A 25,712-nucleotide genomic window follows, 5' to 3' on the forward strand; every position below is an offset into this window, starting at 1 on the left:
CAATTACAGAGTTATTTATGGAGGTTATAAAAAGTTATTTTGAAAATATGCCAACATTACATAGAAGTATGTTATTGGTCGGCGGAATTTCTTTTTTTTGGATTTTAGAAAGTGGGATACCATTATTTAATTTTAAGTATAATAAATTAAAGCATGCTTGGCCTAATTTATTTTTTACAGGAACTACAGTGATTATCAATTTTGCATTAGCATTTTTATTATTACAAACGTCATTTTGGGTAGATGAAAATCAATTCGGATTGATAAATTGGTTACCAGAAATGCCTTTATGGGCTTATATTACTTTGGGTGTTTTATGCTTAGATTTTTTTGGAGCGTATTTAGCTCATTTAGTTGAACACAAAGTAAAGCCTTTATGGATGGTACATTTAGTTCATCATTCAGATCACAAAGTTGATACTACTACAGCAAATAGGCATCATCCGATAGAGAGTGTAATTCGTTTTGCATTTACATTACTAGGTGTTTTTTTAGTTGGTACACCATTTTATATTATCATGCTTTATCAATCATTATCTTTAGTATTTACTCAATTTAACCATGCTAATTTAAAAATGCCAAGAAAGTTAGATAAAATATTAAGTTACATCATAGTATCACCAGATATGCACAAAGTTCACCATCACAACTTATTACCGTATACAGATTCTAACTTTGGAAATATTTTTTCTATTTGGGATAGATTATTGGGAACTTACATGGAATTAGACAGAGAAAAAATAGTGTATGGTGTAGATACATTTCCAGATGAAGTAAAAAACTCAGATTTAGTTGAACTATTAAAACAACCTTTTCAAGGATATAGAAAACCAACAAATTTGGATGAGTTATAATAAAAAAACGAGCTTTAAAGCTCGTTTTTTTATTATAATTTGAAGCATTTATATCTCCAATCTGTTAAACTTAAATTCGTTTCAGATTTAAAAAATTGTGGTTTGTTATAAGGTTTTGTACCCGAAGAATAACACATCCACTGCCAATTTGGTAAAGCTGGCCCTACAGGATCTACAGGAGTAGCATCAATAGGATTACCAAAGCCATGGCCACCACCACCGCCGCGAATCTTTTTCTGATCACTTGTTGTGATTTTTTTCACTTCCTTTAGGTTTAAAATACCTTTTTTCATAATAGTTATATTTAATTAAAAATTAGTTTATTCTTTTACTCGTTCAGCAACTACTTCTACTATAGGAACACAATGTGTAGATGACGAAGAAATATCAATATTAGAAGTGTATGTTCTACCAGAACTAGTCCAACAATAGTATTCTTGATATCCTCCGTTAATTCGTGTTAAACTTTTATTATTTAGTTTTTTTACACCTTTTTGTTTTAAAATATTCTTTAACATGATTTTGTTTTTGATTAATAATTCGAGTGCAAATTACTTAGAGTAAATAGTGTAATGATGAGGAATAAAACTTCTTTAATTATGGGTTTTACCTGTAAATAATAGAGGTAAAATATTTTTAAGATGGATATAATTAAGGATTGGCTTTTTTATTTAGTTTTGCAATCTTTTAAACATAATAATAAAACTATGAGAAAAATTATATTTCTTTTATTTACAGTAAGCTTACTTGCTTGTGGAGGAGAAGATGCAAACGAACAAAACATTGATATTATAGTTCCAGATCCTGATTCAAATCCAGATCCTGATCCTATTGCTATTTTAACAATTAAAGTAGAAAACGATACAGATTATATAGATTTTGGAAATATCGTAAATACTGTAAGTAAATCTTTTCCTATCGAGATTTCAAATGAAGGTAATGCTACTTTAAAAATAGAAGATATTATCTTGGCAGATGGTTTTTCTATAGATCAGAAAGAGTTAGAGATAATTCCTAGTACCAAAAAAGAACTAAAAATAACCTTTACTCCTGTTGAAGAAAGAGCATATACTAGCACTATAGAAATCATAAGTAATGCTACATCAAACAATTCTTCTATTACATTAAAAGGAACAGGAGTTAGTGAAGTTTTTGAAGGAGATGTAAATTTATTAAATCAAGAAGAATTAGAAGATTTTGTTTCGAGAGGATACACTTCTATTAATGGAGAACTTCACATAGGTAACGCTTTTGGAACAAATGGATATGCTTTTCCTTATGCTGTAAATGATTTGACTCCTTTAAAAAAGATCAAATTTGTAAAAAGATTAGATATTATACATACTATCTTAACAAGTGTAGAAGGAATAGAAGATATGGAAGTAGAAGGTTTTATTCAAATAGCCTTCAACAATGAGTTATTAAACCTTAAAGGATTTCCTAACATTAAAGAAACAGGTGTAGCTTTAAATTTAAATGGTAATCATAAATTAGAAGATATAAAGGATTTAATTCATGTAAAATCTTTTTTATGGTTAAGCATAGGAGATAATATTAACTTAGTTAATTTAGAAGGATTAAATAATGTTACTGAAGTTGAGCAAGATTTAAGAATCCAAGGTAATTTACGTATAGAAAATTTAAATGAATTAACTAATTTGAAATTAGTAGGAGAAGATTTATCGATTAGTAATAATCAAGCTTTATATAGTTTTTGTGGATTACTTCCGTTGGTTACTGATGGAGAAATTAGAGGAACTTTTTATTTGATGAATCGTAATAGATTTAATCCAGGAAGTATAGCATTTGAATGTGAAAGATTAGTTCCTTCGTACGAGTATCAGGGAGTACAAACCAGAGTTTCTGGACCTTACTGGCTAGATTTTTTCAAAGAGAAAGGATTCACAAAAATTTCAGGACAATTATTTATAGATGGAAGTAGGATAAAAGATTTATCAGCTTTTGAAAAAGTTGAAGAATTTGATGGAGAAGTTTATATAACAAATACCGAGTTAACTAGTTTAAAAGGACTCGAAAACCTTAAGAAAATAAAATCTATAATTATTAAAGATAATCCCAAGCTATCTGATTACTGTGCTTTAGATAATTTAGTGAAAACACAAACAACAGATTATTATATAGGTACAGAGAATAATTTATACAATCCGACCAAAGAAAATTTAGTAAATGGTAATTGTAAACAATAATTTCAAAAAGCAAACCGATTAAGGTTTGCTTTTTTTTATATAATAGATTTTATATTGGTTTATGTGGTTCTGCTGATGTTGGGTGAGTAGGAGCGTTAACAGAATTATCAAAAGGGTAACACACGGTAGTTGCACTAGATAAATCTACAGGAGAGAAGAAATATCTATTTCCAGAGTCATTTCTAAAGCATCTCCAAGTAATATGAGATTTAGAATCTCCGATACCAGTTAAATGTCCACCAAGAGTTTGACCTTGTTGTTTTTTAGATAAAATTTTAATACCGTTTAAGTTTAAAATGTTTTTTTTCATGATTGATATTTTTAATTCAATATCAATGTATTGCTAATTAACCTATTATTAGGTAGAATATTTCCGAATGAACCATATCAACTTCTGAATAGTTTTAGAAATTAAAAATTAATAAGTTCTGTTCGAATTCTGGTGTTTTTGTCTTTTCGAATGAAATTTAACTTCTGAGTTAGTTTTAAATATTCTTGAACAGGTAATTCAATATTAATACTAATTAAATAATGCGAGTTAGGTTTGATATGTTGTATTTTATCAAAGTCTTGTTTGGATTTTATTTGTAAAAGTTCAGGATGATAGGCTTCAATATATGATGCTTTATTCTCATCTTCTGTTATTGGAGGCCTAGGCGGAAAACCATTATTTTCTTTTTGTAGTTTTTTCAAATCTTCTTCCCATGAATTTATAATTAAAGGGAAAACATGATATAATTCCTTATTTTCTTTTTGTAGTTTTTTCAAATCTTCTTCCCATGAATTTATAATTAAAGGGAAAACATGATATAATTCCTTTTGTAAGTCAATCTTAGTAATTAAGTTTATTTTACAATGAGAAGTAAGGTTTATTTTTGAAAGTATATTTTTTAATTGTCTAAGTGTAATTTCTCTATTTAATAGTATATTATAAGTGATGAAAATTGTATGAACAGGGTAGTTATATAATTTTAAATTTAAATTATCAAAACCACTGTAATCTTCAAGTATAAATTTATTTTCTCTTTTAATTAAATTGAATGTTTTATGGTTTGTTGATAGACTATCGTAATGTATTTTAATATTAGAATCTAAATTTATAAGGTTATAAGTTATATATTCATTTTCAATAATATTCGAATGTCTTAAAAATGTACTATTGTTTAGAATTACTATTGAGTCATTTTGTTGTAAATCAATTTTCTTTTTGAGTGTTTTATTTTTTAGATAAATTCTTAAAGAATCTCCTTGTATTTCATATTTACCTTTAAAACTGTAATCGAAAAAATCAATTAATGTTATAGAATCATTTTTGAAGTAAATTTCATGAAAGAAAGAGTTAGAATGTGCTTTATAATTACAAATCCAAACACCTTGTAAATCTTCTTTCTTAATAACTTTTGAGCAAGAAATTAGTACAAAAACTAAAGAGAGATAAAATAGCTTTTTCATATCTAAATTTAATAACAACTATCAAGAATTATTCCTTTTATGAATTAATGATAGCACTTTTTTACCTCTAGCTTCACAACCTTTACTTTCATGAATCACTTTAGTCCTTATTATATGTTCAAGTTCTGAATGAACCCAATCTTTATATTTGCCAAAAAGAAAAAGAGTATTCATTGTGTAAGCTTTTACTGCTATCTTTTGATTAGAAATTAACCAGTCAAAACCAGTTTCAATAATTGCATCTATGTGAGAGTCTGTTAATGTTTCTTTGGTTTTATTATGATTCTTTTCATCAAATGCAATAGCTAAATGTTCACAATTCTTAGCACAAGTTCGAAGCACACCATCAAAACGTAAACTATGGATATTAGTCGTAAAAGTATCTATATAAGGAATCAGGTAGTTAATTCCATGATGAGTACAAATCCATTCTAGTATCCAAGCTGCTTTTATAGATATTTTTTCATCAGTCTTAAATGTTAAATCTACCAAGAATTCTATTAATTCAGGTTGCTCTAATACAATATTTGCAGCTTTATTTCGATTTACTTTTTTAGGGTTTTCAACGGTATTTAATATAGAAATTAGAAAATCAATACTCATATTGGTATGGTTTGTGTACTTTTACAGAAAAATTTACTAAATATAAAAACAAAAAGAGAGGCAATGGTAAAAGCTAAAGAATATGTTGTTTTAAGTTTTGTATTTACAATGTTATTTACATTAGTGTCATCAGCTCAAAAAATTAATCAGGTTGATGCTAATGGTAAAAGAACTGGTTTATGGCGAAAGAATTATGAAAATGGAGATGTTCGTTACAAAGGTCAGTTTAAAAGTGGAAAAGAAGTAGGAATGTTTTCTTTTTATGATAGAGGGGCGTCTTATCCATCTATAGTGAAGGTTTTTTCTGAAAAGTCAGATACAGCTTCAGTAAAGTTTTACAATAAAAGTAGAGTAAAAACTAAAGGGAAAATGGTAGGAAGAAAAAGAGTTGGAAAATGGATATACTATTTTTCAGACGGAAAAACTATTTTTTCTGAAGAGCATTACATGGATGGAAAGTTACACGGAATATTAAAAAACTACTACATTAACGGTAGAGTAACTGAAATTTCAGAATATAAAAACGGAAAAAGGAATGGTTCTTCTAAAATTTATACTGAAGACGGAGTTTTAATAGAACACGTAAATTATGTAAATGGTAACCTTGAAGGTGAAGGTAAATATTACGACTTAAAAGGAATCATTAAAGAAAAAGGAATGTATAAGGAAGGAAAACGTATTGGAAAATGGGAGTTCTATATAGATGGTGAGTTATCTAAAAAAGGAAGACCAGATACGAGTATAAAAAAGAAGAAAAAAGAACAATAAACAATAGCTATTTAACCATTGAGTTTAATGATAAAACTATCAATAACAATTTCGTAAATTTGCAGCCTAAAATATGTAAAATATGAAACGAGTTGTTGTTGGGCTTTCTGGTGGTGTAGATAGTAGTGTAACGGCTTACTTATTAAAAGAACAAGGCTACGATGTTATTGGCTTGTTTATGAAAAATTGGCACGATGATTCTGTTACAATCTCAGATGAATGCCCATGGTTAGAGGATAGTAACGATGCAATGATTGTTGCAGAGAAGTTAGGAATTCCTTTTCAGACTGTAGATTTAAGTGAACAATATAAAGAACGTATCGTTGATTATATGTTCGATGAATATGAAAAAGGTCGTACTCCAAATCCAGATGTACTTTGTAATAGAGAAATTAAATTTGATGTTTTTATGGACATTGCCTTGGGTTTAGGGGCAGATTATGTAGCTACAGGACATTATTGTAGAAAAGAAGAGGAAGTAATCAATGGAAAAAAAGTATATAAGTTATTAGCAGGTAAAGACAATAATAAAGATCAATCCTACTTTTTATGTCAACTATCGCAAGAGCAATTAGCTAAAGCTTTATTTCCTATCGGAGAGTTAACAAAGCCAGAAGTTAGAGCAATTGCAAAAGAGGCAGATTTAATTACTGCTGAAAAGAAAGATTCTCAAGGATTGTGTTTTATAGGAAAAGTAAGATTACCAGATTTTTTACAGCAAAAACTACAACCTAAAGAAGGTGTTATTGTTCAAATACCTAGCACTTTTGAAGCGTATACAAAATCTTTACCTAAATTTGAACATAAGATAGCTGAGCTTGAATACAAGTCGAAAAAATTTACTTACCAAGTTTCTGACGGAAAAACAGTAGGTAAACATCAAGGAGCGCATTATTTTACAAAAGGACAACGCAAAGGATTAGCTGTAGGAGGAACCAAAGAACCTCTTTTTGTTATAGAAACAGATGTAGACGAAAATATCATCTACACAGGTGAAGGAAAAAGTCACCAGGGATTGTATAGAAATGTACTTTTTGTATCTAATGAAGAATTACATTGGGTACGTGAAGATTTAGCTTTAAGTGTGGGTGAAACAATGGAGGTAGAAGCTAGAATTCGTTATCGTCAATCTCTAGAAAAAGCTAAAATATATAAAGTAGGAAATGGGATATTTGTAGAATTTGCAAATGCTCAATCTGCCATCCAAGAAGGACAATTCGTAGCTTGGTATGCTAACGAAGAACTTTTAGGATCTGGTGTGATTTCCTAATTAAATAGAATATGAAAGTAAAAACCAAAAGGGATGTTCTAAAATTACAAGAGAAGATAAAACAAGAACTTGGTTTAGATGTCAGTAAATACAAAGATGAAGAAGTAGTAGAGAATTTTGTGGAAATACTACTGCTTCCTAACTATATTGTTTCTTGGGTAATCAGACCAATTTTTATCTCTTTTTTAATCTATATTTTTGGTTTTTACGTATTTAATTTAGTGCATATTGAATATGTATTTTATGCAATTATTGGATTTGGTTTATTTATCGTATTTGGCATTTCTTTTGGTTTTTTATCTTTAGTATTTAAGATGAAAAATGATATTTTGGAAATAGTTGACTATTCACTTGACATTCTAAAACTAGCGATTCAAGACATATCAAAAATTAACAATCAAATCACAGTAGATAACAAGAACGATGTACTTTCCTTAGTGTTTAAAGGAATAATTCACATTGTAACAATACCTTTACTTACGAAATCAGTAACTAGTAAAATTCCTTTTATAGGCAGAATAGCCAGCAGTTTAATAAAAAGAGTTTTAACTGTTGTATCAAACAGGTTAGAATTTAAGGAAGATAATATTGAAGATTTTGTAGCATCACCATTAGAAGAGAAGCACAAACTGTACACAGCATACATGAAAACTATTATTGCAACCTCAAACGGACTAGAAACTTTTATAAGTTTTGTTTTCAGAGTATTAAAAATCCCGATGTTAGTTTTCTTCTTTTTTTCATCATCAGCACTTTTACTTTTTCTATATTTAATCAACTAAAAATAAAATTTTGAGAAATAAAATCACCGAACTTTTTAATATAAAATATCCTATTGTTCAGGGTGGAATGATATGGGTTTCTGGATGGAAGTTAGCTTCGGCTGTTTCTAATGCTGGTGGACTAGGACTTATAGGAGCTGGATCTATGTATCCTGATGTTTTACGTGAACATATCCAAAAATGTAAAAAAGCGACAAATAAGCCTTTTGGAGTAAATGTACCTATGTTATACCCAGATATAGAACAAATTATGGATATTATTGTTGAAGAGGAAGTGAAGATTGTTTTTACTTCTGCAGGAAATCCTAAAACTTGGACTAATTTTTTAAAAGAAAAGGGAATTACTGTAGTTCATGTAGTTAGTTCGGTAAAATTTGCTTTAAAAGCAGAAGCTGCAGGAGTTGATGCTGTAGTTTGTGAAGGTTTCGAAGCGGGAGGTCATAACGGTAGAGAAGAAACCACAACGTTTACTTTAATTCCTATGGTAAAAGAACAGGTAACAATTCCAGTAATTGCTGCTGGAGGAATAGGATCGGGTAGAGGTATGTTGGCGGCCATGGTTTTAGGAGCTGATGGAGTTCAAGTTGGAAGTAGGTTTGCTGCTACTGTAGAGTCTTCAGCTCATAATAATTTTAAAGATACTATTGTAAAAGTAAAAGATGGAGATACATATGTAACCTTAAAAGAATTGGCGCCAGTTCGTCTAGTTCGTAATAAGTTTTTTAACGATGTTCAAGAGCTATATCAAAAAGATCCTTCTATTGAAGAAATTAAAGAGCTATTAGGTCGTGCAAGAGCTAAACGAGGTATGTTTGAAGGAGATTTAGATGAAGGAGAATTAGAAATTGGACAAATAGCTGGTTTAATTCACGAAATAAAACCTGCAGCACAAGTTTTAGAAGAGATTGTAAAGGAGTATAATCAGGTTTTAAATACTGAATTTAAAAGTTTTTAAAAATAAAATTATAATTACTTAAAAGAAAGAGTCCAATTAAAAATTGATAGTTTTTAATTGGATTTTTTTATTTATCACAAATCTTTGCTGCTCAAAATTGTTTGATTTTACTGCTTGTTGTTAATTTTTTAATTTAAAGTATTTAATATGTTGATTATTTAAAAATAAAGGTTAGAAATTATGAATTTAATAATAAATGATTAGTTTTATAGAGTTAATCAATTAAAAAACCTTTATGAGAACTTTAAATTTTAAATGTAAACAATGGATAATTTTAGTACTTATTTCACTATCAATAGTAAGTTGTTCTGATACAGACGAAAAAACAAATCCTGGAGCACAAGCTATCGGATTAATTGAAAATTCGAATAAAGAATTTTCAGGAAAAATAAGTATTGATAATAGTAAAATAGCTTATGGTGTAATTCAAAATTCTGAACTGAACTACACAATTTCAGTAAATATTAATAATAAAGAAATTACTGCTGTAGTAGATTATGAAAACTCTACAATTGATTTTAAAGCGGCTGATGTTCAATTTTCTGATATGGAAAAAGTAGATTTATTAATGTCTACAGCTGACATTGCTGAATATTTTTTAGAAGAAAAAGAAGCAAAAATAGACATGCATGAATATGCTATGATTAAGTTGATGGAATATTGGTCTCAAGCTCCTTCTCAACATGTTTTTCATAGTAGAAAAGTAAATTCTGATTTAGATGTTAAATTAAGAAGTAGAAATGAAGGTATTACTTGTATTAGAAGAAATTCTTATGTTAAAGCAGAATATGATGACAGAAATGGAAGAAGTTATTCTGATAATGTTAAAGTAGGTAGTAAGCCAAGAGCAAATTATGGATGTATGGGAAGATGTGGAGCTGATTGTGGAAGATGGTGGATTCCTAGTGCATGGACTAAAGATTGTATGGACCATGACCAGTGTAGTAATATTTTTAATGCTTCTGGTGGATCTTCTGATCCTAATTGTGGAGATGAATTTAATGAAGCAGCAGACGATTATGTATTTGGTGTTTTACGAGGCTGTAGAGGATAAAAGAAATAAAAAAAAGCTTAGAATTTTTCTAAGCTTTTTTTATTGTAAATAATTTTATCTTAATTCTAAATAAAGTGTATTTCCTCCAATACCATAAATTTGCTGAAAATCTGTAGAGGTAATAACATCAGTTAAGTTATAATTTCCTGTTCTTATTGGATCTAAAGTTCCAACTCCATCGAAAGTAAATATTGAATTATCGTATACTGCATTTTCAAAGAAAACTCTAGTTTCTCCGTCTACTCCAGCTACATTTAAAAAATTACCATCTTCTGTTTTAGGACTATAAGCTCCTAACCATTCATCATTAAAAGGGCTAAATAAAATAACGCTATTATTTCCTGCTACAACAATATTACCATTTACTTCGTATAGTTCATTTGTGTCATTCATTCCATCCATTACGACTTCAAAAGTTGCTCCACCATCAGTACTTTTATATAAGAAAGGACTTTCAATACCATAAATAGTACTATTTATAGCTAATAATTTACGTTTTTGATCATCGCTAGAGTTTGGAAAACTAGAAGCAAAAGGTAAATTATTATTAACAATTTCAAAAGTTGCTCCAAAATCTTCGCTTTTGTATAATTCATTTCCTTGATGAGCATATAAAGTATTGTTTAGCGCATAAATATTGTCTGCGAAATTATCAGAGTAAGACAAATAACTATACTTTACATAGTTTTTATCAATAATATTAATTTTATACAAATCACCACCATAAGCAGATGCGATTAAATAATCTCCGACTCTTACCAAACGTAGAAGATTTATAGAGCTATCTGGGAATCTGTAGTATGTGTAATCTATATTTGTTCCTGCTGGATTTCTAGATATTTCAATAATATTAGAAAAACCTGCATCTGTACCTATAGCATAGGTTTTATCTCCAAAATTTTCAATATCACTAAATACATCAAGAATTTCTGTAGAAGAAGAGTTTGTTACTCCAGAAATTACCAATTCTAATCTTTCAGAAGGAGAAGTATCTGGAATTATAGTAGTAGATGGAGCTTCTCCAAAACTAATTTCTAAAGGATTGCTTGAAGAAGTATTATTTATTTCATCTGAATTAGTATTTAGAGTTTGTTCGCTAAAACTATCCGAAGTAATGATAAAATTTATTTCAGAAGAATTATCAACTAAAGGAATACGAATTTTGTTAACACCAACTTCTAAATCTTTAGTAGTCGTAAAATTAATATCATTAATTTTTATTTCGATACTTCCGTCTATAGATACATTTGGAGTAACCGATTCATTTATAAGAGTAATAAATAAATTTTGAGTTTCTACTATATCAAATCCAAAAGAAACATAACCAAATGATTCTGCTGTATCATCTTCATTTACTCTTAAAACTTCAGGAGTAACAGTGATACTTGCATCTTCATCTATAGTAAATTCAATAGGTAAGGGATTTTGAACTAAATCTGCAAAATCAGAGCCTGTGATTGGAGTTGATAAAATAACTTCGTTGTCACTATTAATAACATTAAAAGCAGTAAGTCTATACGTTCCGGTTTTTAACTCTATATCTTCAGTTAAAAAACTGCCATTAAAATTAATTAGTTCATGACGTTTGTTTTCAAAAACAGTTTCATCATTTTCATCAACAACAGAAATGATTAAAGCTACAGGTGTTTCGTTAGCAATTGCTTTGTTTATTAAACCTCTATTTGCAGAGATTTTGAAGCCAAAAGATACATTTCCATTGGTTTCTAAAATGGGTAAACCAGTTATTCCATTTTCTTTAGAACAGCTAAAAAGTATAATAGCTGATATAACAGCTAGATAGACAATTTTTTTCATTAGTATAATTTTTTCAAGAATGCTCTCAAAAATATAGAATTAACTAACGATAAACTAATTATCTATCTAGTGTTTTTTATAAAGTTAAAAATTTACGTAATCGACAATTTCAAGTCCGTAACCGATCATACCAACACGTTTTTCTTGTTTGCTGTTCGATACAAGTTTTAACTTATGAATGTTTAAATCATGTAGTATTTGAGCTCCAATACCAAAGTCTTTATTATCTAAAGAAATTCTTGGAGCTTTGATATTTCCTTCAGCTTGGTTTTCTTTTAAACCACGTAAACGATTTAATAGGTTTAATGATTGATTTTGCTGATTAATAAATAAAATAGCTCCGCGTCCTTCATCATTAATAACCTTAAACATGCGATCTAATTTATGATCGGCATCATTGGTTAATGTTCCAAGAATATCATTATTAACTAAGGTAGAATTTACCCGAGTTAAAATAGGTTCATTTTTACTCCAAGTACCTCTTGTTAATGCAATATGAATTTGATTATTTGTAGTTTGATGGTAAGCTCTTAATCTAAAATCACCAAAACGAGTTTGTATGGTAAAATCTTCTTTCTTTACAATTAAAGAATCATGTTCCATTCTATACGCGACTAAATCTTCAATAGAGACAATTTTAAGATCAAACTTTTTAGCAACTTTTACCAGTTCAGGTAAACGAGCCATAGTTCCGTCTTCATTCATTATTTCTACAATAACACCTGCAGGCTGTAAACCAGCTAAGCGTGCAAAGTCAATAGCAGCTTCAGTATGCCCAGTTCTTCTTAAAACTCCACCTTCTTTAGCTCGTAAAGGAAAAATATGTCCAGGCCTAGCTAAATCAAAAGGTTTTGTGTCTTCATTAATTAAAGCTTCAATAGTTTTAGATCTATCTGATGCAGAAATACCAGTTGTAACACCATTTCCTCTTAAGTCAACAGAAACCGTAAACGCAGTTTCCATAGGATCGGTATTATTATTAACCATCATTCCTAATTCTAACTCTTTACATCTATTTTCTGTTAATGGAGTACAAATTAAACCTCTTCCATGAGTAGCCATGAAGTTAATCATCTCTGGAGTAACTTTTTCGGCAGCTGCAACAAAATCACCTTCATTCTCTCTATCCTCATCATCTACTACAATGATTACTTTTCCTTGGCGGATATCATTAATAGCTTCTTGTATTGTGTTAAGCTGTATTTTTTGATTAGTTTGTGTTGTCATGTGTGTTAATTTTCTCTTTTTTTGAGAATAACTTTTTTGAAGAAATTACCAATTTTAACGAATACACCGTTAATATCAAATAACCCTTTATCTTGTGTTGCTCTTGTTGTTAAAATTATTGCCAAAGGTAACATTAATGCAACAGCTAACCAAGAACCAGCTACAGCAGATATTGAACTTTCTTCTGCCATATTTCTACCAAATGTATTAGAAAAGAAATAGGATACATATATGGCGATAGCCAATATCATTGGAAGTCCCATTCCACCTTTCCTAATAATAGAACCTAGTGGTGCACCAATAAAAAATAGTAATAAACAAGACAAAGAAAATGCAAAACGATTATAAAATTCGATATCATAAAGATTCATAATTTTTCTTTGATGTTTAAATGAACCTTTATTTGCAGTAAAATTATTAATAGTTCTGTCTATTTTAGACATGGCATTATTAGCAATTTCTAATTTAGAATCTAAGTCAAAATTCTCTAAAATGTCTTCTTTTAGACCTTCGATTTTTAAAGAATCTGGATAAGCATATAGTCTGTTGGCATTCGTGTTTAAGTATAAACTTCTAGCTCTTGTTGCTACATATTCGTCGTAGTTAATTTTAAGTTTTGGTAAAGTATCTTTTAGCTGTTTAGAACTAAGCATATTAAAATTATTTTTATGCTTAGTTTTATCCATATCATCGTCACTGAAAGAAGAAATATCAATATTAATAGTGTATTCATCAAAATCAGCGTATGAGGCTTTCATTTTAAAACGCTCTTTGTAAGCTGTTCTGTTTTTTACATGATGTTCAAAAAAATGACCATTTTTAAGTCTAAGAGTTAGGTATTTACTACCTTCTTCTGAAAGAAACTCTCCATTTTTAGCGGAAATAATTTTATTATTACCTCTGTTCGCAGATAGATCGTAAATAAGTACATTTTTTAAAAGCTTGTCATCTTCACCATATTTCTCATCAAATTTTATTTGATAATTAGGAATTTCTGTATTGAAACTTCCAGGTACTAATGCTAGTGCTGGTTGTTTTTTCTTGATATTGATTTTAAGATTAATTTGTTTCATAATCGCATACGGATACACATAATCTAGAAAAACAAAATTAATAGCACTCATAAAAACAGCAAAAAAGACCAAAGGTCTTACCATTCTTTGAAGTGAAACTCCAGCAGATTTAGTAGCAGCAAATTCATAATTTTCAGATAAACTACCTAAAGTCATGATTGAGGATAATAAAATTCCTATAGGAAGTGCTTGAGGAGCAACAATTAAAGTGGTGTACCAAAGGAATTTTAGAATGATGGTAATACTTATTCCTTTTCCGGCTAAATCGTCAAAAGCTAACCATAAAGCCTGCATTACTAATACAAAAAGTATAATAAAGAAAGTTGCTAAAAAAGGAATTAAGAAACTTTTTAATATGTATTTGTCTAATCTTTTCACTATTGCAAAAATAGGGAGCTTACTTTTAAAAAACAGAAAAAGTTTTGTTAATTGAAAATTTAAAAAAAACTAATTTATAGTTAAACATTCTTAAAGTTTAGTTTTAAAACTAGTTTGATTTTTAATTTATCACTGTTTTCAGGGTATAAATAAATAGTGAGCTAAATTATATTTGAAAAGTTATAAGTTTTCAACCTCAGTCTATACTAGGTAAAGGAGTTTACATTATAGTTGTAAAAGGGGATAGCTGTAAGTTTATTTAAACGAAACAAGAAGACTTGTATTTTATCTTTATCAACAAAAAAAGCCACATCATTGATGTGGCTTTTAAAATATTTTATAGAAAAACTAGTCTATTAGATATCCTAATTTTTCGTATTTATCTTTATCAAAAGAGAATAAATTCTCTGAAATAGCTTGATTACTTTTAAATTTGGTGATTGTAAAAGTAGTTTCTGCTCCATTGGAACCAATCTGTATTAATTTATAGATGTGTTTTGTTTTTGCATCTATACCTAATCTAACTTTGATAATATCAGAATTACTATCAATTGGTGTTAAATCTACATACTGAACTTTTCTTCCTTTGTTGTTTTTTAAGTCACCCATTTTATAATTATAACCTTCCTTATAAAAAGTTAATAATTTTGAAGGGTAAATAAATCCATCTTCTTCCTCTAAATCACCATCTGTAATAGTAACTTCTTTTTCATCGGCATTAATTACAACTAAACGCTTTCCGTTGAAAACAAAGTTGTTTCCTAAATAGTTTAAATTATATTTTTCACCAGCTAAAGTGATGTTTCCTCGAATAGGTGGATCGTTTGTAATTCCTGCTTCTTTGTTAACTAGTGTAGAAGTAAAGCCTATATTCATATTTTTATAAGCTCCCATTTTTGTAGAAACCTCATCTAAAAGACTTTTTGCCTTCTCAGATGTATTTTGAGCCATTACATTCACTGAAAGACATAATCCTAATACAAATATTCCTAATTTTCTCATACTGATCTTAAAATTATTCAAAATTAAATATTTTTTTCGTTTTCTAATAACTGTTCTAGAGCAATTAAATCTGGAACTAAAACTAGTCGAGCTTTACTTCCTTCAAAAGGACCAACAATACCAGCTGCTTCTAACTGATCTATTAATCTTCCTGCTCTATTGTAACCGAGTTTCAGCTTTCTTTGCAATAATGATGCCGAACCTTGTTGAGCAGTTACAATAACTTCTGCTGCTTCTTTAAACAGTTTATCTCTATCTGCAATATTATTATCAATAGTTGTGCCAGCTTCCTCACCAACATACTCTGGTAATAGATGTGCTTCAGGGTAAGCACGTTGCGATCCAATAAAGTCTGTTATTTTTTCTACTTCAGGAGTATCAACAAAGGCACATTGTATACGAGTAATGTCATTTCCTCCAGAATAAAGCATATCTCCACGACCAATTAATTGATCTGCTCCAGGTGCATCTAAAATAGTTCTACTATCAATTTTTGAAGTTACTCTAAACGCAATTCTAGAAGGGAAGTTTGCTTTAATAATACCGGTAATTACATTAACAGATGGACGCTGAGTTGCTACAATTAAATGAATTCCAATTGCTCTGGCTAACTGAGCTAAACGAGCAATAGGTGTTTCTACTTCTTTACCTGCTGTCATAATTAAATCAGCAAATTCATCAATAACTAATACAATGTATGGTAAAAATTGATGCCCGTTTTCTGGATTTAATTTACGAGCTCTAAACTTAGTGTTATATTCTTTAATGTTACGAACCATTGCATTTTTCAATAAATCGTAACGATTATCCATTTCTATACAAAGAGAATTTAAAGTATTTACAACTTTAGATGTATCTGTAATAATTGCTTCTTCAGCATCTGGAAGTTTAGCTAAATAATGACGCTCTATCTTGTTAAATAAAGTAAGTTCTACTTTTTTTGGATCTACAAGAACGAATTTAACTTCCGCAGGATGTTTTCTATATAATAATGAAGTTAGTATTGCATTTAATCCAACAGATTTACCTTGACCTGTTGCACCTGCCATAAGTAAGTGAGGCATTTTAGCTAAATCGACAACTAACGTTTCATTTGAAATAGTTTTACCTAAAGCTAAAGGTAATTCCATCTGACTTTCTTGGAATTTTTTTGAAGTAATTACCGAATGCATCGATACAATTGTAGCCTTCTTATTTGGAACTTCTATACCTATAGTTCCTTTTCCTGGAATTGGAGCAATAATACGGATTCCTAAAGCAGAAAGCGATAAAGCGATATCATCTTCTAGGTTTTTAATTTTTGAAATACGAACTCCAGCTTCTGGTACAATTTCATACAAAGTAATTGTAGGTCCAACTGTAGCCTTTATTTGTGCAATTCCAATTTTATAGTTCTTTAACGTTTCTACGATCTGATTTTTATTAGCTTCTAATTCTTCAGGGTCGATAGAAATAATTTCGTTGTACTCTTTTAATAAGTTAAAGGTAGGAAAGCGATATTGACCTAACTCTAAAGTAGGATCGAACTCTCCAAAATCTTGAACTAATTGATCAGATAAATTTTCAGTTACACTTTTTTCTTCTTCTACTTTTTCGATTGCGATTTCTACTTCATTATTTGAATCAGAAATAATAGTTTCTGTTTCATCTTTTAGTGTTGGAGTAGGAGTGTTAATTTCTAAATTTAAGTTATCCTCTTTTTTCTTTTCAATAGTAGAATGATTCCCTATTGTAGGTTTTAAGTTATCTACAGAAAGTTCAAAGTCAGATTTACTATCATCTACTTTAGTTTTTTCTGTTGGTTTTTCTACTTCTTTGCTTACAGGTGTTGTAGTATTTTCAATAACTTCTGAAGTAGTATCAACAACAGGATCACTTGATTTTTCATGTTTTTTTATCTTTTCGCTAATCATTTCAGGAGTCATTCTAAATCGAACAACTACATAAGAAAGAAGAAAAAACATAAGTACTATTGCTAAACCTGTTTTACCAATAAAGGTTTGTAAATATTCATTTAACTCGTAACCAACTGTTCCAGATAACAAAGCAAATTTCTTTTCTACAAATCCTAAAGCAATGGCTACCCATAACATATTAAACAGTCCCCAATTCCATCTGGCAACCATACTTTTTAGTCGAGTTTGCAATAAAAAGCTAATTCCTGTTAAAAGAATAAGGAACGGAAGTATAAAAGCTGCTAATCCGAAACCATTATAAACTAATATGTGGCTTAAACTAGAACCGATTTTTCCTAATAAATTCTTAGCTTTTAGTTGTTTGTTATCAAATTCTGTTAAAATACTTTGATCATATTCCCAAGAAAAGAAAAATGAAATAAAAGCAACACATAAAAAAATGGCAAAAAGCACTAGAAAAACGCCTAAAATCGTTTGTGTTTGCCTATTTTTAAAGAATTCGTTAGCTTGTTTGAATAGAGAAGGTTTAGCAGGTTTCTCTACTTTCTTTGTTTTTTTTGAAACTGTTTTTTTTGCCATTAACTAGTAAAAATTTCGACCTGTAAATATAGAAATATTACAAGAATAAGCTTGTAATTTTTGGAATGTATATAATACAACCCACAATTATAGAAATTATTGCCGCAAAACCAGCAGCTCCTGCAGCAACATCTTTTATAACTCCTATTTTGTTATTAAACTCAGGATGAATAAAATCGGCAACTTTTTCAACAGCTGTATTTAACGCTTCGGCAACCAGTACTAATCCAGAAACAGTAAGTTGAATCATCCATTCTGTAGCAGAAATATTAAAAACAAAACCTAATACAACAGCAAAAAGCCCAATAATAAATTGGGCTTTGATACTATCTTCGGTTGTTGTTAGTATTCTCATGCCCTTAAAAGCATAACTAACACCTTTTATTCGCCGCTTTATGAATCCATCTTTAGATGATGTCTCCATTATAATGCTTTTAAAGCTTCAGAATAATTTGGTTCATCAACAATTTCAGGAACTTGTTCAGTATAGCTTACTTCTCCATTTTCGTTAATTACTACTATACAACGAGAGTGTAAACCATTTAAAGGTCCGTTAGTAAATTCTAAACCATAATTTTTACCGAAATCACCGTTTACATAATCAGAAAGCATTTCTACGTTTTCTATACCTTCGGCACCGCAAAAACGACTCTGAGCAAAAGGTAAATCTCTTGAGATACATAACACCTTTGTGTTTTCTAACTGAGAAGCTTCTTTGTTAAAGTTTCTTACAGAAGTTGCACAAGTTCCTGTATCTACACTAGGAAAAATGTTTAAGATTAATTTTTGACCTGCATAATCTTCTAAAGATTTTACAGATAAATCACCACTTACTAATTTAAAGTTAGGAGCTTTAGAGTTTACTTCTGGTAAGTTTCCGTTAGTTTGTATTTGGTTTCCTTTAAGCGTTACTGTAGCCATTTGTTTTTTGTTTTTATTCCTATCAAAAATAACTAAAATCTGTCAATTTGAAGTATCTTCGCGTACTTATTCAAAAGAAAGATTTATTTAGTGAATTTAGCAAAATATACATCTGAATTTAAATATAATTGGCAATTAGCTGCTCCTGTAATGTTAGGAATGTTAGGACACACTTTTGTGAGTTTTATCGATAATATTATGGTTGGACAATTAGGAACAGCTGAATTAGCAGCAGTTTCTTTAGGAAATAGCTTTATGTTTATTGCGATGTCTTTGGGTATTGGTTTTTCTACAGCTATTACACCATTAATTGCTGAAGCTGATGCTGCTGAAAATTTTGATAAAGTTAAAGCTACATTTAAGCATGGACTGTTTTTGTGTACAACTCTTGGAATTCTAATGTTTTTGATGGTATTTTTCTCTAAACCATTATTATATTTAATGAAACAACCCATTGAAGTTGTTGAGTTAGCAATTCCTTATTTGAATTTAGTAGCGTTTTCTTTAATTCCGCTGATTGTTTTTCAAGCATTTAAACAGTTTAGTGATGGAATGTCTATGACACGCTACCCAATGTATGCAACAATTATTGCGAATGTTGCTAACGTAATATTAAATTACTTGTTAATTTTTGGGAAATTTGGTTTTCCTGAAATGGGAATTGTAGGTGCTGCTTATGGCACTTTATTATCTCGTTTTGTTATGGTCTTGTATTTATGGTGGTTATTAACTCAAAAAGAACGAACAAAACGATTGGTTACCAACATAAAATTCTTTGTATTAGATAAGTTAATGTTGAAAAAGATCATTAGTTTGGGAGCGCCAAGTGCAATGCAAATGTTTTTTGAAGTAGCTATTTTCACCGCTGCTATTTGGTTAAGTGGACTGTTAGGTAAAAACCCACAAGCTGCAAATCAAATTGCTTTAAATTTATCTTCTATGACATTTATGGTGGCAATGGGATTAAGTGTTGCTGCAATGATACGGGTTGGTAATCAGAAAGGGTTGCAAAATTATATTGAGTTAAGAAGAATTGCTTTTTCAATTTTCTTTTTAGGTGTAATTTTAGCTGTCGGATTTGCAATTATCTTTTTCTCTTTTCATAAAATTTTACCAAATGTATATGTTGATTTAAATGACGCTCAAAATTATACAGATAATATGGAAGTAATTAAAATAGCTTCTACGTTATTAATCGCAGCTGCATTTTTTCAAATAAGTGACAGTATTCAAGTAATGGTTTTAGGAGCACTAAGAGGTTTACAAGATGTAGCTATACCTACACTAATTACTTTTATAGCGTATTGGTTAATTGGTTTTCCTGTAAGTTATTTTTTAGGAAAAGAGGAAATGTATGGAAGTTTTGGAATTTGGCTAGGGTTATTAGCTGGATTAACTTCTGCTTCAATATTATTATTTTTACGCTTTAATTATCTAACTCAAAAATTGATACAAACAAAACATAATGAACTTACCTAAATTTTTATTAGCTGATAACAGTGATTTCGAAGAAGATATTTTTGTATTACATACTGAATATCCTAGATTTTTAATCAACTTAAAAGATGATTCTGTAGAATGGTTTGAAGATATTGCCGATGAAAATGAGCAGGAATTAGCAAATGAGCTAGAAGGCTTAATAGAACAGGCTGGTGCATTCTACGATGAAGAAATGAAACAATACGAATAGAAAAGGTTAGACAAAAAGTCTAGCCTTTTTTGTTTTTCTCCACGCCCCAAAATAATGCTTGACAGTTTTTAGTCAATAGATGTAATATCAAAGTTAAATTTTGATCAATTTTTTGGAAATATAACTTGACAAAATATTTACGCAACACTATCTTTCGTTTAAAAATTTCAGTAATTGTGTAAGTTACTATTGAAATAGTTGTTTGAAACAAAGTATAAAACTCAATACACTTACATTAGTAGTCTTTATATTTTAATTGTTTACTTTTAGTACTTTATATTTAGGTAGTTATGATGATTTCTTATTACTTTATTAAAACTTGACAATAGACTAGGAAACAGGATGGAGCTGATTATTCATTAATAAATAGCTTTAATTTTGAGTAAAGTTTAATTTTTTAGCTAAAAAAATAAATTAACCTCAAAATAATAATCCAAAAACCATAGTAATGTCTAAATCAAACCCTAAAAAACAATTACTATTTATAGCATTATTCCTTGTATTTAATGTTATAAATGCACAACTAGACTTTGATAATACTCCATTACCCACAAGACTGGGAAATATCAATAACTGGAATCTTATAGAGAATGCTTCAGATGATTTCAATTACACATTTAATCCAACAAATAATAATGCAGATTTTGGTCCTTCGGGAAAACCTGCGAAATGGAATAATTTTTACCATAATAGTTGGGATGGGCCGGGAGCTACCAAATGGCAAAGGAATCATGTAGCAGTTTCAGGCGGAAACTTAAATATTTGGGCCAGCAGAAGATTTTTTGATGCTGCTAAAACTAATCCGTACACAAAAACATTTGAATTTAATGGAACAAATATTACCAGACCAGAAACAATTTCTGGCTGTATTACTTCTAAAACTAGAGTAAAATATCCTGTTTTTGTTGAAGCAGAATTAAAAGTTGCTAATTCAACCCTGGCAACAGACATTTGGTTGTTAAGTCCAGATGATAAAGAAGAAATTGATATAATTGAATGTTATGGAGGAACTGGAGACGACGGAAGAAATAATTTCTTTTCTGAACGAGTTCATTTAAGCCATCATGTTTTTCGTCGTCCTCAAAATTTTGCAGATTACCAACCGAGTGATTGGAATAGTTGGTATAGGCAAAATGGAGTTTCTAAATGGGGAGGACGAGTAGTTCGTATTGGTGTATATTGGAAAGCTCCAAGAATCTTAGAATATTATATCGACGGCGATTTAGTTCGAGTTTTAGATGATGACGCTATTGCTTCTCGTTTACCTGATGGAACATGGCAATATACGTATCCAGCAGGAACACAAAATGGTCAACTTATTAGAGAAACAACCGGACAAGAAGCTGGGTTTCAAAAAATGGTAGTTAGTTCTACTTCTAACAGTTTTAATCAGAATAATTTGAATGTTGCTAAGAATGCTTCTAATACCAGCGTTATCGATCCTTTTAATTATTTAAACAATGGTCAACAATTTTCTCGTGAAATGGATATCATTATTAATGTTGAAGATCAAAGTTGGCAAACAGCAGCTAATCGTTCACCAAATAATACAGAAATTCAAGATTTTGATAACAACTTAATGTTAGTAGATTGGATTCGTGTTTACAAACCAGTTGATAATTCTGGAGGAGATAACGGAGGAAGTTCAGATGGTAGTTTTTATATCGAAAATAGACAAACAGGAGGAAGGTTAAGTTCAAATGGAACGGCAAACTTTTCTAGCTTACAAATGACGTCTTCTTCAACAACAGTTGATACTGTTAAATGGTCTGCTATAGATGCTGGTGGAGGATATTATTATTTACAAAATAAAGCTACAGGCTTATTTTTTAGACCAGTAAACAATACAAATGGAAGTACTATTCAACAAGTTCCTAATACGTACAGAGGAGCTTATACACAATGGAGAAGAGTAAATAGTTCAGATGATTATTTCTATTTACAAAATAAAGCGACAGGAATGTATTTTAGACCTCAAAATGCCAATATAGGAAGCGAACTTCAACAGCGACCAACCACTTGGTCTGGAAATTGGACACAATGGCAATTTATAGATACAAATACAGGAACTTTGTCTCGAACAACTACAAATATCGTAGAAAATTCAAAAAAAGATAATATATATTTATATCCGAATCCAGTAAAATTAGGAGATCAGGTAGTTATAAAAGGAACATTCAAAGAAGCTACACTTTCAGATATTTCAGGAAAAACTATTCTAAATATGATGAAAATTAATAAAGAAGAAAGTATACTAAGTACTTCAGAATTATCTGCAGGTATTTATTTTATTACTCTTGACAAAACAGAAACACATAAGTTAATAGTGAAGTAGTAATTTATTTATTACAAAAGAAAGGCTGGTTTAAATTTTTAAATCAGTCTTTTGTTATTTGTTGAACTATTTCAATTGCTCTTCTTACCGCTCCTTCCATGTAACCACCATATGTTTTTGATGTTTCTGTACCAGATATATATAGTTTATGATTCATGAAAGAGTCTTGAAATACTTCATGCCCATTATTTTGATGCGGAAAAATAAATTGATTATCATGAATACAAGTAAGCGTTTCTTTTTTCCATATTTTCTCATCGTAAACTAAATAATTGTTTACTTGTTCACCAAAAAACTTTTTTAATTGTAGAATAACTTTAGCTTCTCGTTGTTCTTTAGTTAGCTCAGCTAATCCACCATTTAAAAATCCCATTAGCGCAAAACCGTTTTCTTGTACAGTACAATGATCGTATAATTCGGTAAAAGGACCAACATTACTAAACCCAACACCAGAAAGTCCGTTTTTTCTCCAGAAAGGAGTATCAAATACAATAGCAAACTTTATTGAATCTTTCATCCAAGTATGTGTTTGATTTGCAACAGTAATTACATCTTTAGGTAATTCAGGAGAAAAAGTAATAGATTGTATTAATAATCTTGGAGGAACAGTTGAAATTACATAATCAACTTCATATGTTTTATTTTTTGATGTAACTGTTAATTGGTTTTCAAACTGATTTATGTGTGTAACTTTTTCATCAAGATAAATATTTTCTCTTCCAATTTTAAAAGCTAATTTTTCAATAATAGTATGTGTACCATCTACAATTCTATAACTTATCTCTTGATTTGGAGGTAGGTTAAACCTTTGTGGGGGATGAGCATTCATGGCTTCAAATAAAGCATCGCCATCCATTTTCTGTTCAAAAAGTTGAATATCTAATTCCTTACATAATTGAATTAATGCTGTGTTATATTTCCATAACCAAGTTGCGCCTAATTCAATATTGGCATTGTTTGTTTTCTTCGTGTAAATTCTTCCACCTAATCTTGTATTAGCTTCTAAAATTTTTACTGAAAAGCCCTCTTTTTGTAATAAATAGGCAGTTGTTAAGCCAGATAATCCAGCACCAAGAATAACGATGTTTTTTTCCATGAACCTAAAAAAAGGTTAAGCTAATAAATTTAGCTTAACCTTAAAAAATTAATCTATTGTATGTGTACCGTGAGTAACAGCCGCACCTGCTCTTAATGCAGCAGCGACAAAAGTTACTTCAGCAATTTCCTCTTGAGTTGCACCAGCTTTTTTAGCTTTTTCTTTGTGAATTTCTAAGCAATAGACACACTGTGTTGTCAATGCTACACCTAAAGCTATTAATTCTTTATACTTTGCTGGAATTGCTCCATCTTCCATGGCTACTTTATCAAACTGTTGAAAAGCTTCCATTGATTTTGGAGATTTTTTTCCTAAACTTCCTAGTTTTGAAAAAAGTTCTTTTATCGTTAAATGCATTTTTTTAATATTAGTTTCTACCTGCAATTACACCACCATCAACATCCCAAACAGCACCAGTAACCCAAGAAGATTTATCTGATAATAAAAATGTAATACTGTTAGCAACATCATCTGCTAATCCATTTCTTCCAATTGGGTGAAAAGCATTAAATCCTTCTAAAGCTTCATCTGCAGCATCTTTACTACCAAAAACTCCATGATAAACAGGTGTTTGAACAACAGCAGGAGAAACCGCATTTACTCTAATTTTGTGATCGGCTAATTCCATAGCTAAGTGTTGAGTTAAAGAATGTAAACCAGCTTTTTGCATTGAATAAGCAGAGGATGGTGTTGCTTTTACTGCTTGTTTAGCCCACATTGAACCAACATTAACAATAGATCCACCATTAGTTTCTTTCATTTTTTTAGCTGCTGCTTGTGTTATGAAAAAGAATCCTCTATTTAAGTCTAAATAAGAATCATAATCTGCTACAGTATGATCTAAGAAAGGTTTAGGACCAAAAATACCTGAAGCGTTTACTAAGTAATCTACATTATCTAATCCACCAATTGTATCGATTAAATTAGACACTTCATCTTTGTTTGTAATGTCGATTTTATGTTTTACTAAGTTTTCTTGATTATCAACTTTATCAATACTTCTACCTACGATATGTACAGTTGCACCTTCGTTTAAAAGTTGTTGTGTAGTTGCATAACCAATTCCACTTGTACCACCTACTACGATAGCTACTTTGTTGTTAAAATTTCCCATTTTATTTAATTTTAATTGTTTATTAATGAACAGACAAGTCTGTCTTTATTATTGTAAAATTTTTTAAACTATTTTTTGACATATATTCTTAGCCTGCATAATAGGCCAGTTTTCTTGGTGCAAATGACTTTCTGCAACAGCACTTTCGTATAACAAATAAATTTGTTTAGCTAAACTTTCTGACTCCTTTTCAGATACAATAGTTAAGTTTTTAGTAATTAATTCAGAAATGAAAGCTATTAATTGTTTTTTCTGACTTTGAATTTCATTTCTAATTCTCTCGTTATCTTTTGGAATTTCAGAAACCGTTTTAATACACCAGCAACCATTAAAGTCTTTTTCTTTAAAGAATAAACTTAAAAAATCAAACACAGCAAGAACTTGATCTTCACCAGAAGATTTAGAACTACAAAATGCTTTGATATCATGAGTAAATTTATTATGCTTGTGTTGCAAGTAAGCCAAACAAATATCTTCTTTTGATTTAAAATGATTGTATAAAGTTGCTTTTGCAATTCCAGATTCAGAAATAATCTCATTTATTCCTGTAGAATTGTAGCCATTTCTGTAAAATAAATCAGAAGCTGTTGCAATAATATGTTGTCTTACATCTCGTTTCAC

General features: G+C 29.8%; 26 protein-coding genes. 10 read left to right on the top strand and 16 right to left on the bottom strand.

The window, feature by feature from the left end:
- The first annotated feature begins 17 nt into the window (after window positions 1-17).
- Entirely contained in the window at window positions 18-854 is an 837-nt protein-coding gene (locus AQ1685_RS08600; RefSeq protein WP_095075035.1) for a sterol desaturase family protein, read from the top strand.
- A gap of 32 nt (window positions 855-886) precedes the next feature.
- Here the strand turns inward: AQ1685_RS08600 and AQ1685_RS08605 are convergent, their stop codons facing one another.
- Together AQ1685_RS08605 and AQ1685_RS08610 are read right to left on the bottom strand one after the other, a co-directional pair.
- A complete protein-coding gene (locus tag AQ1685_RS08605) occupies window positions 887-1,147 on the bottom strand; it encodes a hypothetical protein (protein WP_095071270.1) in 261 nt (86 codons plus the stop codon).
- Between the two features lie 27 nt (window positions 1,148-1,174).
- Complete coding sequence (locus AQ1685_RS08610) at window positions 1,175-1,372, bottom strand: hypothetical protein (RefSeq protein WP_095071273.1); 198 nt, start codon at window positions 1,370-1,372, stop codon at window positions 1,175-1,177.
- 189 nt (window positions 1,373-1,561) lie between these two features.
- Between AQ1685_RS08610 and AQ1685_RS08615 the strand changes: the two genes are divergently transcribed.
- Entirely contained in the window at window positions 1,562-3,061 is a 1,500-nt protein-coding gene (locus AQ1685_RS08615; protein WP_162288570.1) for an Ig-like domain-containing protein, read from the top strand.
- Between the two features lie 49 nt (window positions 3,062-3,110).
- Here AQ1685_RS08615 and AQ1685_RS08620 read toward each other — a convergent pair whose 3' ends face one another.
- The 3 genes from AQ1685_RS08620 to AQ1685_RS08630 form a co-directional block, all read right to left on the bottom strand.
- On the bottom strand, window positions 3,111-3,371 hold the full coding sequence (locus AQ1685_RS08620) for a hypothetical protein (protein ID WP_095071279.1): 261 nt from the start codon (window positions 3,369-3,371) through the stop codon (window positions 3,111-3,113).
- Between the two features lie 101 nt (window positions 3,372-3,472).
- On the bottom strand, window positions 3,473-4,513 hold the full coding sequence (locus AQ1685_RS08625; RefSeq protein WP_095071282.1) for a hypothetical protein: 1,041 nt from the start codon (window positions 4,511-4,513) through the stop codon (window positions 3,473-3,475).
- A 21-nt stretch (window positions 4,514-4,534) separates the two neighbouring features.
- Window positions 4,535-5,116 (bottom strand): adenylosuccinate lyase, encoded by a 582-nt coding sequence (locus AQ1685_RS08630; RefSeq protein WP_095071285.1) that lies wholly within the window; start codon window positions 5,114-5,116, stop codon window positions 4,535-4,537.
- 63 nt (window positions 5,117-5,179) lie between these two features.
- On the opposite strand from AQ1685_RS08630, the gene AQ1685_RS08635 reads away from it, so the two are divergent.
- The 5 genes from AQ1685_RS08635 (at window position 5,180) to AQ1685_RS08655 (ending at window position 9,945) form a co-directional block, all read left to right on the top strand.
- On the top strand, window positions 5,180-5,884 hold the full coding sequence (locus AQ1685_RS08635) for a toxin-antitoxin system YwqK family antitoxin (RefSeq protein ID WP_157730161.1): 705 nt from the start codon (window positions 5,180-5,182) through the stop codon (window positions 5,882-5,884).
- Between the two features lie 82 nt (window positions 5,885-5,966).
- The gene (gene mnmA / locus AQ1685_RS08640) at window positions 5,967-7,154 is read left to right on the top strand and encodes a tRNA 2-thiouridine(34) synthase MnmA (protein WP_095071288.1); all 1,188 of its coding nucleotides are present in this window, start codon (window positions 5,967-5,969) and stop codon (window positions 7,152-7,154) included.
- Between the two features lie 11 nt (window positions 7,155-7,165).
- A complete protein-coding gene (locus tag AQ1685_RS08645; protein WP_095071291.1) occupies window positions 7,166-7,936 on the top strand; it encodes a hypothetical protein in 771 nt (256 codons plus the stop codon).
- 10 nt (window positions 7,937-7,946) lie between these two features.
- Entirely contained in the window at window positions 7,947-8,891 is a 945-nt protein-coding gene (locus AQ1685_RS08650) for an NAD(P)H-dependent flavin oxidoreductase (RefSeq protein WP_095071294.1), read from the top strand.
- A 235-nt stretch (window positions 8,892-9,126) separates the two neighbouring features.
- Window positions 9,127-9,945 carry a hypothetical protein gene (locus AQ1685_RS08655; RefSeq protein WP_095071297.1) on the top strand — a complete coding sequence of 273 codons (819 nt, stop codon included), beginning with the start codon at window positions 9,127-9,129 and terminating at the stop codon, window positions 9,943-9,945.
- 54 nt (window positions 9,946-9,999) lie between these two features.
- Here the strand turns inward: AQ1685_RS08655 and AQ1685_RS08660 are convergent, their stop codons facing one another.
- The 7 genes from AQ1685_RS08660 to tpx form a co-directional block, all read right to left on the bottom strand.
- A complete protein-coding gene (locus AQ1685_RS08660; RefSeq protein WP_095071300.1) occupies window positions 10,000-11,760 on the bottom strand; it encodes a WD40/YVTN/BNR-like repeat-containing protein in 1,761 nt (586 codons plus the stop codon).
- An 84-nt stretch (window positions 11,761-11,844) separates the two neighbouring features.
- A complete protein-coding gene (gene ribB, locus AQ1685_RS08665) occupies window positions 11,845-12,987 on the bottom strand; it encodes a 3,4-dihydroxy-2-butanone-4-phosphate synthase (RefSeq protein WP_095071303.1) in 1,143 nt (380 codons plus the stop codon).
- 5 nt (window positions 12,988-12,992) lie between these two features.
- Complete coding sequence (locus AQ1685_RS08670; RefSeq protein WP_095071306.1) at window positions 12,993-14,438, bottom strand: LptF/LptG family permease; 1,446 nt, start codon at window positions 14,436-14,438, stop codon at window positions 12,993-12,995.
- Window positions 14,439-14,786: 348 nt separating this feature from the next.
- The gene (locus AQ1685_RS08675) at window positions 14,787-15,440 is read right to left on the bottom strand and encodes a LolA family protein (RefSeq protein WP_095071309.1); all 654 of its coding nucleotides are present in this window, start codon (window positions 15,438-15,440) and stop codon (window positions 14,787-14,789) included.
- A gap of 23 nt (window positions 15,441-15,463) precedes the next feature.
- Window positions 15,464-17,935, bottom strand: coding sequence for an FtsK/SpoIIIE family DNA translocase (locus AQ1685_RS08680; RefSeq protein ID WP_095071317.1), 2,472 nt, complete (start codon window positions 17,933-17,935; stop codon window positions 15,464-15,466).
- A 37-nt stretch (window positions 17,936-17,972) separates the two neighbouring features.
- Window positions 17,973-18,359, bottom strand: a complete 387-nt coding sequence (locus AQ1685_RS08685) for a diacylglycerol kinase (protein WP_095071320.1) — start codon at window positions 18,357-18,359, stop codon at window positions 17,973-17,975.
- Window positions 18,359-18,856 (bottom strand): thiol peroxidase, encoded by a 498-nt coding sequence (gene tpx / locus AQ1685_RS08690; protein ID WP_095071322.1) that lies wholly within the window; start codon window positions 18,854-18,856, stop codon window positions 18,359-18,361. The genes AQ1685_RS08685 and tpx overlap by 1 nt, the downstream gene beginning before the upstream one ends.
- A gap of 90 nt (window positions 18,857-18,946) precedes the next feature.
- Between tpx and AQ1685_RS08695 the strand changes: the two genes are divergently transcribed.
- From AQ1685_RS08695 to AQ1685_RS08705, 3 genes are all read left to right on the top strand, one after another.
- Complete coding sequence (locus tag AQ1685_RS08695; RefSeq protein ID WP_095071324.1) at window positions 18,947-20,335, top strand: MATE family efflux transporter; 1,389 nt, start codon at window positions 18,947-18,949, stop codon at window positions 20,333-20,335.
- Entirely contained in the window at window positions 20,322-20,546 is a 225-nt protein-coding gene (locus AQ1685_RS08700) for a hypothetical protein (protein WP_095071326.1), read from the top strand. Before AQ1685_RS08695 ends, AQ1685_RS08700 begins: the two co-directional genes overlap by 14 nt.
- 448 nt (window positions 20,547-20,994) lie before the next feature.
- Window positions 20,995-22,881, top strand: coding sequence for a T9SS type A sorting domain-containing protein (locus tag AQ1685_RS08705; RefSeq protein ID WP_095071328.1), 1,887 nt, complete (start codon window positions 20,995-20,997; stop codon window positions 22,879-22,881).
- A gap of 43 nt (window positions 22,882-22,924) precedes the next feature.
- On the opposite strand, the gene AQ1685_RS08710 is transcribed toward AQ1685_RS08705, so the two are convergent.
- The 4 genes from AQ1685_RS08710 to AQ1685_RS08725 all read right to left on the bottom strand — a co-directional run bounded on the left by AQ1685_RS08710 (window position 22,925) and on the right by AQ1685_RS08725 (window position 25,712).
- On the bottom strand, window positions 22,925-23,977 hold the full coding sequence (locus tag AQ1685_RS08710; protein WP_095071330.1) for a flavin monoamine oxidase family protein: 1,053 nt from the start codon (window positions 23,975-23,977) through the stop codon (window positions 22,925-22,927).
- A gap of 48 nt (window positions 23,978-24,025) precedes the next feature.
- Window positions 24,026-24,334 (bottom strand): carboxymuconolactone decarboxylase family protein, encoded by a 309-nt coding sequence (locus AQ1685_RS08715; protein ID WP_095075037.1) that lies wholly within the window; start codon window positions 24,332-24,334, stop codon window positions 24,026-24,028.
- 10 nt (window positions 24,335-24,344) lie between these two features.
- Window positions 24,345-25,091: an SDR family NAD(P)-dependent oxidoreductase gene (locus AQ1685_RS08720; protein WP_095071332.1), complete on the bottom strand. Its 747-nt coding sequence runs from the start codon at window positions 25,089-25,091 to the stop codon at window positions 24,345-24,347.
- Window positions 25,092-25,154: 63 nt separating this feature from the next.
- Window positions 25,155-25,712, bottom strand: a complete 558-nt coding sequence (locus AQ1685_RS08725; RefSeq protein ID WP_197697497.1) for a TetR/AcrR family transcriptional regulator — start codon at window positions 25,710-25,712, stop codon at window positions 25,155-25,157.

This window comes from Tenacibaculum jejuense (genome assembly GCF_900198195.1).
GTDB lineage: Bacteria > Bacteroidota > Bacteroidia > Flavobacteriales > Flavobacteriaceae > Polaribacter > Polaribacter jejuensis.